The organism is Microbulbifer maximicatervae (SeqCode) (assembly GCF_052467615.1).
The window spans coordinates 853,297-867,746 of record NZ_CP174319.1 but is presented as its reverse complement, the minus strand read 5'-3'; the positions used below and the strand labels follow the sequence as shown (position 1 = coordinate 867,746).

Sequence of the window (14,450 nt, the reverse complement as noted above, 5' to 3'; positions counted from 1 at the left end):
TTTCAAAAGTATACTGCCAAACCCAGCAAAGGCGGCTAGAGCCCTTTAGCTGGGCTCCATAGCACCCATCTCACTGCCAGCCCTGGCTTCGCAATTAAGCCGGCGGTACTCGGTCGGCGTCATACCCACCATTTTCTTAAAAAACGAGTTAAATGTAGCCTTGGTATTAAAGCCCGAGGACAACATTACCTCCATCACGGTGAGCCCCGCATTTTGCGGCTCCCGCAACATCCGTTTTGCCTCATCTATACGGTAACGGTTTACAAACTCGAAGAAGTTGCACTGAAAATGACGATTAATCGTCTGTGAAAGCAACCTGCGTGATACCTGTAACTGCCCTGACAACTGCTCTAGGGTAAGGGCTGGAACCAAGTAAGGTTTTTCTTCCCGCATATAATTTTCAATTTGGGCTGCCAACTCCAGATCAATCTCAGGCTCCCCATTAGCATCCTGTTCCTGGTCAGAACCTACATCTTCCCCGGACTTCTCCACTTTATGCCCATCGCCCTCAAACATTGAGGAGTAACTGAGACTAAAGAAGATCATGGCACTAACCAAAACAAATACGGCGTAGTTACTAAACAGCCCCATCGCTCCAATATCCAACTGGAGCTGCCACTCCTGCGCCAACCCTACCGCCAGGTTAATCATCAGAGCCCAAATACGAACCAGCAAGAAGCCCCAGATCAACACCAACAGCCAAGTCAGGTCAATTTTCTCAATACTGGAATGATTATCTCGAATCTGCCTGCGGCATCGACGCACCTCAAAAAGACACAAAACACCGAAAAGTACCCGAAGCGATTCACGAGCCAATCCCAACAAGTGATCGAACATTGAGCCAGTAGTTAAATTCTCCCCACGCAGCATGGCTGTCTTGGTTTCGCTATCAAATTGCCAGTAGGAGAAATATTCAAACACGACTGCCAGTAAAAAAGGCAGCAAGTACCAAAGGTCCCGCCTGGAAATCCTAAACCCCTCGCGAGTTAAGGAGCGGGTATACCAAAGTAACAAGGGACCTTCTAACCAGTAGGCTGCGCCAAATACAAAAAACAAGTTCGGGGAAGTCTCAATGGACCAACTGCGGAAACCCTCACCAAAATTAATCAGGATATCCAGGGGAATAGCGGCTTGTGAGAACAGAAATAGCGCCAACAAGGTGTTGCTGAAACGCCGCTCACGACGAATCACTAACAACAACAGTGCAAAAAGAGCGCACTGATAACTGGTCATTATCAGAACAATATCGTGGAAATTGAATAGTAAAGCGTCCATTGATACTCAAATAGCCCTTCTACCTAGGGAGCCTCTGAATAACTCCATAATGCCTCTGCGGGTCTTGAAGGCTGCAGATGTTAGGCGCAGCTCACCGCGAATGGCCTAGTCCTTTGCAAGAGCTGCAACGCAGCAGCTGTGGCCTTCAAGGCCCGCCCTTCGGGGCTTGCAGAGGCTCCCTAGAAAGATATTACCACTAAACCACCATCGGCCCGCCCAAATAAGGGTAAAGCTTTAGGTAATACCTGAATTTGTACGTCCAGATTTGGGTATTACCACAAATCAAGACGACGAGCTTGAGCCCCGAAGACAAAATCTCCCTACCAGTATCGATTCACTAGAAAAGAACTAACTCTTCAAGCAACAAGGGGAGACAGGGATGATAAACCGTCGGAAATTTATTCAAGGACTGGCCACTGTGGGCGGGACCTCTCTGGCCCTAACCTGCACAGAGCAGCAAGCTCTTGCGGCAGCAGATAATTTTTTCAAATCGCGAAGAACTGACGCCTACCGGGCACGGCTTTTCTCTATTGAACAACTCACCACCCTGCACAAAATCTGCTCCTACCTGATACCCGCAACGGATACTCCCGGCGCAGCTGAAACAGAGTGCCATTTATTTGTCGATCACTATTTAACCGACTGCATAGAAGAGCAGACCCAGCTAAAAACCAAAAAGCTCTTACATGAGTTGGATGAGCGTGCCACCACCCGGTATGGACACCCCTTTATTCATCTTGCCCCAGAACAATCGGTTGCTCTACTCGAATCACTCGACACCGGAATAGCCCCCTTTAACCCAGACTTACAACAAGATTTCAGGAATCTTAAATTCCTGGTGTGCCTTGGCTACTACACCAGCTTTACCGGAGCCACCCGTGAGCTTGCTTACCAAGCAATTCCCGGTGGGTTCAAAGGTTCAGTTCCATTGGATCAAACCGGGAAGGCCTGGGGTTCACTGCCACGTATTTAAAGGAAAGCACTATGCAAAATGATGAATTATTGGTCCAAAAAGAAAGCCAGATATTTGACGCGATTGTTATAGGATCAGGTATTAGCGGCGGCTGGGCAGCAAAAGAACTAACCGAACGGGGATTAAATACCCTGATGATAGATCGGGGCCGGATGGTAAAACACGGTCAGGACTACCCCACAGAAAACAAGGGACCTTGGGAATTCCCGCTCCGTACTAAAATGAACCTGAAAGAGAAAAAAGAAATCTATCCGATACAAAGTCGTAGTATTTTTCTCAATGAAAGCACCAAGCATTTTTTCTGCAATGACAACGAACAACCCTATTCCACAGAGCCCGGCTCAGACTTTACCTGGATTCGCGGCAATCAAGTAGGAGGCAAAAGCCTTCTCTGGTTCCGGCAGTCATATCGATTTAGTAACCACGACTTTCTCGCAAACAAACGTGATGGCGTAGGAGTTGATTGGCCCATTCGCTACAAGGATATTGCACCCTGGTACAGCAAAATCGAACGCTTTGCCGGAATCAGTGGCAATACGGACAATATTGAGCAACTGCCAGACTCCGAATACCAACCACCATTTGAGATGTACCAGTGTGAACTAGACATCAAGTCCAGGTTTGAAAAGCAGTATCGTGATAAGCATTTCATTATTGGAAGAGCTGCTCACCTGACCAAGCCAAACCGGGAACAGGTAGCCCTAGGCCGATACAACTGCCAGGCTCGTAACCAGTGCCAACGAGGCTGCTCATTCGGCGGCTACTTTTCTACACAAAGCGCCACCATGCCAGCCGCAATGAGTACCGGCAAACTACAAATTGCCAGTAATAGCGTGGTACACAGCCTTATTTACAACTCGCAAAAGAACCGAGTAGCTGGCGTAAGGGTAATCGACAGCGAAACCCTACAACAACGAGAGTATTTTGGCCGAATCGTTTTCCTCTGCGCATCCACATTGGGCTCAACCCAAATACTCCTCAACTCAGCCAACAAGCATTTCCCCAAGGGGCTCGCCAACAGCTCTGGTGTACTGGGCCACTACCTTATGGATCACAATTACAATGCCTCAGCCCACGGCTTTATTGATGGTTATGAAGATGAGTACTTCTCCGGGTGGAGACCAACCGGCATCCTGATTCCCAATTTCCAATATCGCCCCGAACTTTACCGAAAGCACTACAAGCGCGGCTACCAGATTTCAGGAAGCGCCTATCGGCAGGACTGGCGGACAATGGCTGCTTCCGAGGGGATTGGAAAATCTTTCAAAGAAAAACTGCAACAACCTGGGCGCTGGGGATTTTGGATCGGTGCACAGGGAGAGATGTTACCGAGGCACGAAAACCAGGTCAGCCTCCACTCCACCAAAAAAGATAAGTGGGGAATCCCGCAACTACATATCAATTGCCAATGGTCTGAAAATGAGCGCCTAATGATGGAGGATGCCTGTGAGACCATGCAAGCTATGCTTAAGAATTTGGGGCTAAGTGAAGTCAGTGGACAAGTCACTAGTGATAAATATCCCCCTGGAAGTGCCATCCATGAGGTAGGCACAGCACGAATGGGTAGTGATAAAACCAACTCAGTTTTAAATGGGTACAACCAATCGCACGATATACCCAACCTTTTTGTAACCGATGGCTCCTGCTTCACCTCTTCAGCAGTTCAAAACCCCTCTCTAACTTTTATGGCATTAACTGCTCGAGCCGCAAACTATGCAGCCAGCGAACTTTCTGCGGGGAGATTATAAAAGTGATAAGCCTACGAAATTTATCTCGCAATCTGTTTACAGCTCTTCTCTTGACAACTTTACCCACCTTAAAATCAGTCGCAATTGAAGTAAATATGACTACTAAGAAAATTGAAGCCCAACTCGGGGTTCAACTATGGTCTGTTCGCCATGAGTTAAACCGGGACTTTTCAGGCACACTAAAAAGACTAAAAGCAGCAGGTTTTAATGCGATAGAACTGGCTACGGAACTAGGTCCGTACAAAGAAAAGCCAAATGAACTCCGCTCTCTACTGGAGCAATTAAAGCTAAAAGTGAGCGGTGCACACGTTTCTATTACCCAGCTGCTCCCGGAATCAATTGATGCAACGGCCACTTATTACCAGACCCTGGGTGCCGAATACCTAATTGTTGGCTGGGACCCGAGAAGCTGGGACCCTAACGGGGTAGACAAGTTAATATCACAGCTTCGCAGTGCGCAATCCGTTCTTTCCAAGTACGGTTTGAAAATGGGATTTCATAATCACGATAAAGAATTTTCCACTTACCAAAACACAACTTTCTGGGACTATATATCCCAGTCTACTGATGACAATTTCATTTTGCAGTTAGACATCGGCTGGGTTTCTGCGGCAGGCAAAGATCCTATCAACTATCTAAAACGATATCCGGGGCGAACCTATACCACTCACTTTAAATCCTGGGTTCCTGATGAGAATATTAACAATAAAGCTAGGGAGCCTCTGAATAACTCCGTGATACCTCTGGCTTGCAAAGCGGTTCACAATCAAGGCGCGGCTTCGCAGGAATGTCTAGACCTTTCAAGAAGTTGCAACGCGGAGTGTGAATCGCTCTGCGAGCCCCGAAGGGCGGGCCTTGAAGGCTACAGCTGCTGCGTTGCAGCTCTTGCAAAGGGCTACGGCCATTCGCGGCGAGCTGCGCCTAACATCTGCAGCCTTCAAGGCCCGCAGAGGCATTACGGAGTTATTCAGAGGCTCCCTATAATCGGCATGGATCTAATAGATTGGCCTTCAATTATTGAGGCCAGTATCGAAGTCGGCGGCAGCCAGTGGATTATTCTTGAGCAGGAGACTGCGCCAAAGGGTATGGAAACAATAGAGGCGCTTATAAAATCAAAAGCAAATCTTCAGCAATACCTTTCATCGTATATGTCCACTAGAAAGGATATAAAATCATGAAATACCTATTCCCCGCCCTATTGACTTTGATACTTCAAGCCAGCAATTGCATAGCAATGACAGCCGCCCCAGAAATTTACAACTATTTAAGAATTCCTTATCCGCTGGAAAAACAGCACACCATTCAAGAACCAAGTATCGCACCTTCAAAAATCACCATCACCGCCACAAAAGGCAGCGATTTATTCACCAATGCCGACAACTCTTATCAAATAGACAATGCCCCAAGGTTACTTTTCGCACCGAAAACTGACTTTATTTTTTCCGCAAAAGTCTCTGTAGACCTTGAGAAAAACTTTGATGGAGCCGCTTTAATTGTTTATGCAGACGAGGGAAACTGGGCAAAACTTCTACTTGAGAGGTTTAACTCTGGCAAAAATGGCATAGCGTCTACCGTCGTTTATAAAGGTGGTGACGATGCCTACCATATAGAAACCCAGAGGGAATACAGCCATCTAAAAATTGCAAGGAAAGGAACTACATACTTTTTTTATCACTCAGAGGATAGCAGACACTGGTCATACCTTCGATCATTTTCCCTGCAGACCTCCAAGCCCACCAGGATTGGTTTTCTCGCCCAATCACCTACAGGCCCCAAAGTACAAGCTTTGTTTTCTGATATTAACTTTGAGGAAAAAACAATTACAGACTATATGCAGGGAACCTAACGACCCGACTATCGTCTCGAGGAAAAAACTTCGAGAGAACATTAATAACAGCCTTCGAGATACATAGCTATGACAAGCGCAACTTCTGTCATAGCTATGCATCTCGAGCCACCCGGGAAATGCTTGTCATCAAGCAGTCCGCGCCAAGGGCCTGTTTATACCAAGAAGATACCCAGAGAGAAGCTGATAAAATTCTTCAGGCTTTTCCAGCATAGGACTGTGCCCACAATCATACACTTCACAATAATCCAAATTATCATTCTGGGAGGCCAGCGACCGCCAGGATTCAGCCGGTGTTATTTGATCGAAGTCTCCCCATATTAACTTGATCGGGCATCTCACTTTCTTCAGACTGCCATAAACATCATACTTCCTACTTATATTCAGCCATTTAACCACTGATTTAAACGTTTCGTTAGTGGAGAAAATAGTATTGATATCGGCGACGCCCTTTTCGTAGTCCGGTTTCGGCAGGCGGTTAATATCTCGGAAGACCCGCTCACAAAGTATATTTGCTGCTCCAGGTACCGACCCGCGTAAATCAGAAAGGGAAACTCCTGCCTCCAACTCCTCAAGCCCCGGGGCTCCACTGATAACCACCCCAGCTACCAGTTCAGGATATTTTGCGGCAAAATCTAACGTAATAAGCCCACTCATCGAGTTGCCGACCAAAATATTATTATCCATATCTCCATTTAACTGGAGACACTCTCTAATCATTTCGTGCGCCGAATCCAACTTACCCATAAAAACCTCAGGGATAGATGGCTCGAAAACAGTTATTTTATGCCCCTGCTGCCGGCAAGCATCTGCAACCTGATTCCAGATCCATCCACGCGCGAAAAGTCCTGGTAAAAAAACGATATGACAAGGTGCCATTAGTTCCTCCAATTCCATTTCAAGTTAATTTATCCGCACCATCCCCGGCACCACCATGACCGAGGACCTCAAAATGCACAAAATCAAACAGGGAACCAACCCACCATAACCGCCATAATTCAATGGAAGGCCAGGTCTGAAAAGTAAACACTCGAAAAATAACCAGCAATAAGAATGCCAACTATCCAAGAGCCCTAATTTTGAGAGCGAAGTCATACTAACCAGAGTGGAATGGCAGCTTCATTTCAAATCAATTACCTTTCTGTTCCCGAGAAAATGGAACCTGCGCAAAGCCTACCCCACTCCAAAATTTAAATAAGATTAGAAAATAAAATTTATTGAATTATTTATTCGCCTGCACGTTTGCAGTGCCTGACAACTCAATGCAGCACCAACAGCGGCAATAATTTTGTGACAAGTAATACTATGAAGGCGTGAAATAACAAAAATCAGGAGAGGTAGATTTATCGAGGGATAACACTATCCAATATACTAAAGAAGGAAATAATACACTGCGCTCGGGACCCTATGAGGCATGGATGCCGATTAGGAGCTTACAGGGATGTATTCACAGCGTGTCTCGAGTGAAGTGTATTCTTTCCTTCCACCCCAGTAGTAAATCTATGGGATAAAAGAAATAGTAATGTCTGGAAAGAAGAGATTGGCGGGCAAAGAAGTGCCAACGGGATAGAACATCACACTGGCACCGTTCCTGTGAGAACAAATTGTTTCAGCCGCTAACCGGAACCAAAAAACAGGCTCCGGTTAGAACTGAGGGTAATTAGCCCTTTAAGTGTGTTGTAACTTAACCGTCACAACGAATATCAGCAGATACTCCAGCTTCCGGGGTCAACTTAACGTTGGCAACCGCAATAGCCATCGGAGCTTCACTCTCCAGACCAAAGGCACTAAAGACCTTGCCGAAATCCGCACCGGCTTTTACAAAACACTGCAGATCTACAGAAACCCGGGTCCAGCTTTTCTGTTCCATGGATTTCAGCGCAGACTCCAACGGTACCTTGGCAGAACAGCCATCACCACAGTTCATGGTAGCCACCACCGGCTTTTCAATTGGCTGATCGACACGGATATTCAGTGTCAGCGCAGATTTCTCTTCCAGGTAGACATTCAGGTCCTGCATATATTCAGCAGACAACTGAACTGCGCCAGGACGCAGGCCTTTCCAGGTAATCAGTCGAGCATCTTCCTGGGAAGACATATCGATGGAGCTGACAGTAATATTTTTATCGTCTCCACTAACCGCGAAGTTACCGTGTACAGGTACAACCTCTGCCCCAGCTTCAGCAATATTCAACACCCAGGGAGCTTGCGGGCGGGATACCAACAGCCAGGCTTCTTCCAAACCGCCACCGGCACTGGATTCACTGGTCTCCGGCAATTCGTTACTCACCAGGGATTCCTGTTCAGCAGCCAGGCCATAGCCCAACTCAAACAATGGCTCGTAATTCTCGTGGTATGGATTCAGGACATTCTGATAGCTGTGCATTGGCCAGCTGAATGGCAGCTTGCCGGTAAAGTCGTAACGGGCTTCCCCATTGGCGCCTTTAATCAGCACATCCGCAACACCAGCACCTTCAGAGCCAGGCAGCCAGGCGGCAACAAAGGCATCGGATGCATTCAATTCACTGTTAATCCAGAGAGGACGGCCTGAAAGGAACACACTGACTACCTGAACACCCTGCTCGCGTAGTTTTTTCAGCAGCGCCAAATCCTTCTTGTTACCGCGCTGGTATTCCAGGTTGGTAATATCGCCGTGCCACTCTGCATAGGGCTCTTCGCCAAATACAACAACAGCAACCTTGGGTGCCTTACCATTGGCAAAAGTGGCATCTGAGAAGCTGCCATCAGCACTCAATACCGCTTCACCGCCAGCGGCTTTAACCGCCGATGAAATGCCTTCAAAGATTGAAGTGGCACCGGGGAAATCAGCGCGCGTATTGCCGGTACCCTGCCAGGAAATCGTCCAGCCACCACTCTGCTTGGACAAGTTATCCGCACCATCGCCGGCAACCAGAATATTCTGGTCCGCAGCCAATGGCAGCAGCTTGTCATTGTTTTTCAGCAACACCAGGGATTTGCGTACCGCTTCACGAGCGATTGCGCGGTGCTCCGGGTTGCCCAGGATGCCGTCTTTGCCTGCCAGCGGCATATTGCGGTCAAACAGACCTGCACGGATCTTCACTCGCAGGATGCGGCGAACGGCATCATCGATACGCTCCGCACCGATTTCACCGCTTTTGGCCTGGGCCAGGGTGTTGTTGTACAGGGCTTTCCAGTCCGCCGGCACCATAAACATATCGAGGCCGGCATTAATCGCCGCTGCACAGCTCTCTACAGTGCAACCGGGCACGAAACCGTGGCCATTCCAGTCGCCCACAACAAAGCCATCAAAACCGAGGCGCTCTTTCAGAACGGTGGTCAGAAGGTATTTGTGGCCGTGGAGTTTTTCACCGTTCCAGCTATTGAATGAAGCCATAACGGTCTGTACGCCTGCCGGCAGAGATGTCAGGTAACCCGCCGCATGGACCTCTGCCAGTTCTTTTTCCGGAACCGCATTATCACCTCGGTCAATTCCTCGATTCGTACCACCGTCACCGACAAAGTGCTTGGCAGTGGCTACCAGATTTTCGCCGCGCAGGAACTCAGCGCTGGATTTTTCGCCCTGGAGCCCCTTCACCATTGCCTCGGCATAATCCGCAACAATCTTGGGATCTTCGGAATAGCTCTCGTAAGTTCTGCCCCAGCGGTCATCGCGCACTACCGCGACGGTGGGAGCGAAAGTCCAATCGATACCGGTCACTGCCACTTCGCGGGCGGTGGCGCTACCAATACGCTCAATCAGCTCCGGGTCTTGGGCGGCACCCAGACCAATATTATGCGGGAACAGGGTCGCACCGATCACATTGTTGTGGCCGTGAACCGCATCGGAACCCCAGATCAGGGGAATCGCAACACCGCCATCGGAAGTGTCCATAGAAGCCTTAAAGAAGGCGTCAGAAAGGGCCAACCAGTCTTGCGGCGTGGCAAACTTATCGTTGTTCGGGAAGGCGCCACCACCATTCAATACGGAACCCAGGTGATAGGTCTTCACATCTTCAGGAGTAACGCTGCGGATTTCCGCCTGGATCATCTGACCCACTTTCTCTTCCAGAGACATGCGGGACATGATTTCAGTGATTTGGGCTTCCAGCTTTTCATCGCGCGGTAAGGCTGGCTTGAGTTCAGGCCAGTTGTCGATGCCCTCGGCGGCACTGGTGCCAGTATCGGCCTGCGCTTTATCGGCTTTTGGCTCAGTTTGTTGGCTCTCGGAATGACACCCGGCCAGCACAGAAGCACAGAGCACAAAGCCCAGCGAAAATCGCTTACTAAAATTCACGAATAACTCCCAAAATTATTCCACGCTTGTTAACTGGCTCTACGAGTTGCGCTCAGACAAACTTCAGAGGAAATATCTCCAAAGCCCTACACCCAGCGCGACCTACTATCGCCATATTTATTATGCCGCACATCACCTGCCCCGGCAGTTGTGCACGGTCTGCCTCCACCGAGCTGAAATATTAGAGATAACTCCAGATCCAGCTCTCGTCGGAATCAAGTTCTGCTAATGCCGTATTCACCGATCGGCCATAAAACTGAGTCATGGCTACCCAGTGGGCACAGTTCGCAATGACAACAAATTGCAGTACTTGTCTCTACAGGCCAATAGAAATCCGATGGGCTGGTCCAAATTGCAGACAAGGCGGAAAGGATAAATGAAGGTTCTACTCCACTGCGCTACCGCGCAGGGTTCGTGAAAAAGCGCCGTAATAAACGATATAGCAGTAACACACCAGAGGCACCAAAAATGAATACTGTATACCGGCGCTATCAGCCAGCATTCCCTGGAAAAGAGGAATAATTGCACCACCTACAATTGCCATGCATAAGATACCGCTACCCTGGCTGGTATGTTTACCCAGCCCGCGCAAGGCCAGGCTGAATATAGTCGGGAACATAATCGAGTTACACAGACCCACCGCAACTATGGACCAGACCGCGATCGGGCCAGACGTCATCATCGCGATTGCAATAAGTACCACCGAACCCAGGCCACAAACCGCCAGGGTTTTTCCAGCAGAGACAAAGCGCAGCAAAAAGGCCCCGGCAAAGCGCCCAATCATCGCTCCGCCCCAGTAATAAGAGACATACTTTGACGCTTCAAAAGGAGCCATCTTTGCCACTGATGGTTCACCAAAGAAACTCACCAGAAAGCTGCCAATAGCCACCTCCGCACCCACATAGGCAAAAATACCTACAGCCCCCAAGGTCAAGCGGGGGAAACGCCACAGAGAAAACACATCGTGACCATCCGCTCCTCCACCCTGTTGGTGCTCGGGAATAGCCGGCAACCTGATCCAGGAAAAGAAAGCGACCATCACCAGTAGAAGCACTGCCAACCAGAAATAAGGGGTCTCCACCAAAGCCGCTTCGCGGGCCCTGAACTCAATAATACTCGCCGCTGTATCCGGGTCAGCGGTAATAGTAAGTCCCGCAAAGAAAACTGCGCCGCCAATCACCGGTGCCAAGGTGGTTCCCAGGGAGTTAAAAGCCTGGGTAAGATTCAGTCGACTGGGCGCCGTGCGAGCACTGCCCAGCGCGATAACATAGGGGTTTGCAGAAACCTGTAGCAGGGTAATCCCGGAAGCCAGAACAAACAGCCCCAGCAAAAACACTTCGTAGATTTGCAGGCGGGCAGCGGGGATAAAGACCAGACAACCCGCACAAGCCACCAAAAGCCCGAGCACCAGACCAAGCTGATAACCAACCCGCCTTAACAACATGCCTGCCGGCACAGATACCAGGAAATAGGCGGCAAAAAAGTAAAACTGCACCAAGACAGCTTTGGTGTAACTCAACTCAAAAACATTTTTTAAGTGCGGCACCAGCACATCGTTCAGGCCGGTAATAAATCCCCAAATTAGAAATAGGGACGTAAGTGCAATTAAATTGATATAACGCGGGGCAACGCCGGCCGCTACTCCGGCACGGGCATCAGTGTCATATTTAACCATCTCGCTCGAGGAGAACCCCGATTCGGGCAACATCTGGCTCATCGGAAACCGATCCCCAAATCTAAACTATTTCTTTCTAGCGGTTGGTCCATTCACCCGGAATTTTTTCCGCCACCACATCATTTTGCGCAAAAGTTAGTACCACCTCTGCGACTGTGGATTCACTCAAGCCGTTAAAGGCCCTGCACATTTTTACCACAATTATTGGCAACTACCTATCTACTCAACCAAATTTCAAATTACCATTTTTGACCAGATAGACAATCTAATAGTGTCGAGCTGGATAAACAGAAGTACCACTGAACTTTAGTCTCAAAGAAGTCCGGGCTGATTAACTCATGTTTAAAAATAGAGAGGAGTTGTCTTCTGAATCGAGATTGCCGAAAATTACTCGACTATTCACCCCGAAATCAGATAAAAAGGACTTTCTCGGGGACAAGCCGGAAGCGTGGCGCTATCCCCTCTGGCGGGTCACGTTTCTGCAAGGTAATATTCTGCGGATAATAATGAACGCGACGATGAGCGTCTATCCCGTCCTTTTCACAATACTAAATATGCGGGAAATCATGCAGTACTCGACCCGTCTAGATACGAGACCGAACACTGAAATTCAGTCGACCCGCTGGTTTTGGAAACTGCAGCTGGTCAGCTGGGTTGGCATACTGCTGGTCACTTTTCTTTCACTGACCCTGTGGCACTCCCCTACAGAGTGGCCTCACTTCGAGCCTGTCAATACAGTATTCCAGTGCGCTATTGCATTTTTATTATCCCTGTTTCTAAAACCGATTTTTGATGTCGCCTGGGAATCAGAGCTCGCCTTCCGCACCGTGATCTACCTTCTGGCTGTCGCTGTTATTTCGGGAATATGGACCCTGGTTCGAATGGAGGCCTATATACGCCTCAGTGGTGAACACTCAATCTGGTCTGAGTTCGGCGGCTGGTATTACGCTTCTTTATTTGTATTTTTATTCTGGAGCGCCCTGTACTGCGGGGTAAAATATCACTTCCTACTCAATGAAGAGCACAAGAAAATGCTGGAGGTTGCAGCAGTACATGAACGGGAGCAGCTCCGCAGACTTCAAGCAGAGGCCATTGCCAATGAAGCGCAACTAAAAATGTTGCGCTACCAGCTTAACCCCCACTTTCTCTTCAATACGCTCAACTCCATTAACGCCCTAATTCGATTCCAGCAAGCTGATGAAGCGCGGGAAATGGTTGTGCGTCTCAGTGATTTTTTAAGGCTCTCCCTAAAAGAAGACCCGATGCAGAAAGTTGAGCTTGAACGAGAGATCGAGGCGGTATTGCTTTATTTGGAGATTGAAAAAACCCGCTTTGCCGACAGGTTGTCCGTAGACCTGTCGATCGATGAAACCGTGCGCCGCGCACAAGTGCCCAGCATGTTGCTGCAACCACTGGTGGAAAACTCGGTAAAATATGCCATAGCCCCCAATGAAATGGGGGGCACTATCGGTATCCACGCACACAATACTGATGATCGCCTAGTGCTGGAAGTCTACGATACCGGTTGCCCAGATCACTTTGCCAGCGAATGTGACCCGGAATCCTCCTCAACGGGAGTGGGCCTCAAAAACGTACGCGAACGGCTATCGACGCTCTACCCGCAAGATTTCAAAATAGAACAAAACAAGACTCCTGATGGCGGTATGCAAGTACTCATCAATATTCCACTGGAAATTTCCAACCAATCAACCCACCTGACACAGGGAGAAGTTCAATGAGCAAGCTCAGCGTCGTACTGGTGGACGACGAGCCCCTGGCTTTAAGACTACTGAAAAGTATGCTCGAAGAACGCAAGGACCTGGATATTCTCGCCTGTTGTCGCAATGGCCGGGAAGCTGTCCAAGCAGTTTCAGAGCACAACCCAGACCTACTCATTCTCGATGTGCAGATGCCAGGAATGAACGGTTTTGATGTGGTGCGCAACCTGCAGGCTGACACCATGCCCTTGGTCATATTTGCCACAGCCTACGACCAATACGCCCTTAAGGCTTTTGAAGTCCATGCGGTTGACTATGTGCTCAAGCCACTGGACCCGCGCCGACTGGAAACAGCCCTCGATCGGGCCCGCCAGCGCCAGGCACAGATGATATCCAAAGGAGAGGATGGCCATCAGGAAGAGAAAAATCGCCTGATGCGATCTTTCGAAAGCAGTGCCGGCAAAGCATCAAGCGGAGAGAACGCCGCTACTTCAACCCAGCGTCTCGCCATTAAAGACCGGGGCAGTATCACCATGGTTAGCCAACCGGATATCGAGTGGATCGATGCGGCGGGTGACTATATGTGTGTGCATGCCAAAGGGGAAACCCATGTAATGCGCAGCACTATTAAAGACCTGCAAAAACAACTCTGCCCAGACACTTTTAAACGCATTCACAGGTCCACACTGGTTAACCTGAACTTTATTGTACATATCAAGGTTTTAACCAAAGGCGAGTACTTTCTCACCCTGAGCAGCGGTGCAAAACTGAAAGTAAGTCGCAACTATCGCTTACCGATCAAAGAGTTTCTCGACTCCAACAAACAGTCTGATCTAACTGCCCCCCAAGCTTCCTAACCCCCAACCTCTCTAAAACTGGCAGGGATCGCCGGTACCCCCTCCCCCCACAATCAAATACATTTCAAATTGGCCATTTATT

The 14,450-nt window shown here is 48.9% G+C and carries 10 protein-coding genes; 6 read left to right on the top strand and 4 right to left on the bottom strand.

Annotation, left to right across the window (positions count from 1 at the left end; all coding sequences use genetic code 11):
• Positions 1-45 precede the first annotated feature (45 nt).
• Positions 46-1,275: a helix-turn-helix domain-containing protein gene (locus ACJJIM_RS03915; RefSeq protein WP_444912443.1), complete on the bottom strand. Its 1,230-nt coding sequence runs from the start codon at positions 1,273-1,275 to the stop codon at positions 46-48.
• Positions 1,276-1,654: 379 nt separating this feature from the next.
• Here ACJJIM_RS03915 and ACJJIM_RS03910 point away from each other — a divergent pair, with 379 nt between their 5' ends.
• The 4 genes from ACJJIM_RS03910 (at position 1,655) to ACJJIM_RS03895 (ending at position 5,842) form a co-directional block, all read left to right on the top strand.
• Positions 1,655-2,248, top strand: a complete 594-nt coding sequence (locus ACJJIM_RS03910) for a gluconate 2-dehydrogenase subunit 3 family protein (RefSeq protein WP_444894562.1) — start codon at positions 1,655-1,657, stop codon at positions 2,246-2,248.
• Positions 2,249-2,259: 11 nt separating this feature from the next.
• Positions 2,260-3,996 carry a GMC oxidoreductase gene (locus ACJJIM_RS03905; protein WP_444912442.1) on the top strand — a complete coding sequence of 579 codons (1,737 nt, stop codon included), beginning with the start codon at positions 2,260-2,262 and terminating at the stop codon, positions 3,994-3,996.
• A 95-nt stretch (positions 3,997-4,091) separates the two neighbouring features.
• Positions 4,092-5,174 carry a sugar phosphate isomerase/epimerase family protein gene (locus tag ACJJIM_RS03900; protein ID WP_444912441.1) on the top strand — a complete coding sequence of 361 codons (1,083 nt, stop codon included), beginning with the start codon at positions 4,092-4,094 and terminating at the stop codon, positions 5,172-5,174.
• A 26-nt stretch (positions 5,175-5,200) separates the two neighbouring features.
• Positions 5,201-5,842, top strand: a complete 642-nt coding sequence (locus ACJJIM_RS03895; protein WP_444912440.1) for a DUF1349 domain-containing protein — start codon at positions 5,201-5,203, stop codon at positions 5,840-5,842.
• Between the two features lie 129 nt (positions 5,843-5,971).
• Here ACJJIM_RS03895 and ACJJIM_RS03890 read toward each other — a convergent pair whose 3' ends face one another.
• From ACJJIM_RS03890 to ACJJIM_RS03880, 3 genes are all read right to left on the bottom strand, one after another.
• A complete protein-coding gene (locus ACJJIM_RS03890) occupies positions 5,972-6,739 on the bottom strand; it encodes an alpha/beta fold hydrolase (RefSeq protein ID WP_444912439.1) in 768 nt (255 codons plus the stop codon).
• Positions 6,740-7,526: 787 nt separating this feature from the next.
• Entirely contained in the window at positions 7,527-10,118 is a 2,592-nt protein-coding gene (locus ACJJIM_RS03885; protein WP_413664880.1) for a glycoside hydrolase family 3 protein, read from the bottom strand.
• Between the two features lie 385 nt (positions 10,119-10,503).
• Entirely contained in the window at positions 10,504-11,835 is a 1,332-nt protein-coding gene (locus ACJJIM_RS03880) for a sugar MFS transporter (RefSeq protein ID WP_444912438.1), read from the bottom strand.
• Positions 11,836-12,359: 524 nt separating this feature from the next.
• Between ACJJIM_RS03880 and ACJJIM_RS03875 the strand changes: the two genes are divergently transcribed.
• Together ACJJIM_RS03875 and ACJJIM_RS03870 are read left to right on the top strand one after the other, a co-directional pair.
• On the top strand, positions 12,360-13,532 hold the full coding sequence (locus tag ACJJIM_RS03875) for a sensor histidine kinase (protein WP_413664878.1): 1,173 nt from the start codon (positions 12,360-12,362) through the stop codon (positions 13,530-13,532).
• Positions 13,529-14,368 carry a LytR/AlgR family response regulator transcription factor gene (locus tag ACJJIM_RS03870; RefSeq protein WP_413664877.1) on the top strand — a complete coding sequence of 280 codons (840 nt, stop codon included), beginning with the start codon at positions 13,529-13,531 and terminating at the stop codon, positions 14,366-14,368. The genes ACJJIM_RS03875 and ACJJIM_RS03870 overlap by 4 nt, the downstream gene beginning before the upstream one ends.
• Positions 14,369-14,450 lie beyond the last annotated feature (82 nt).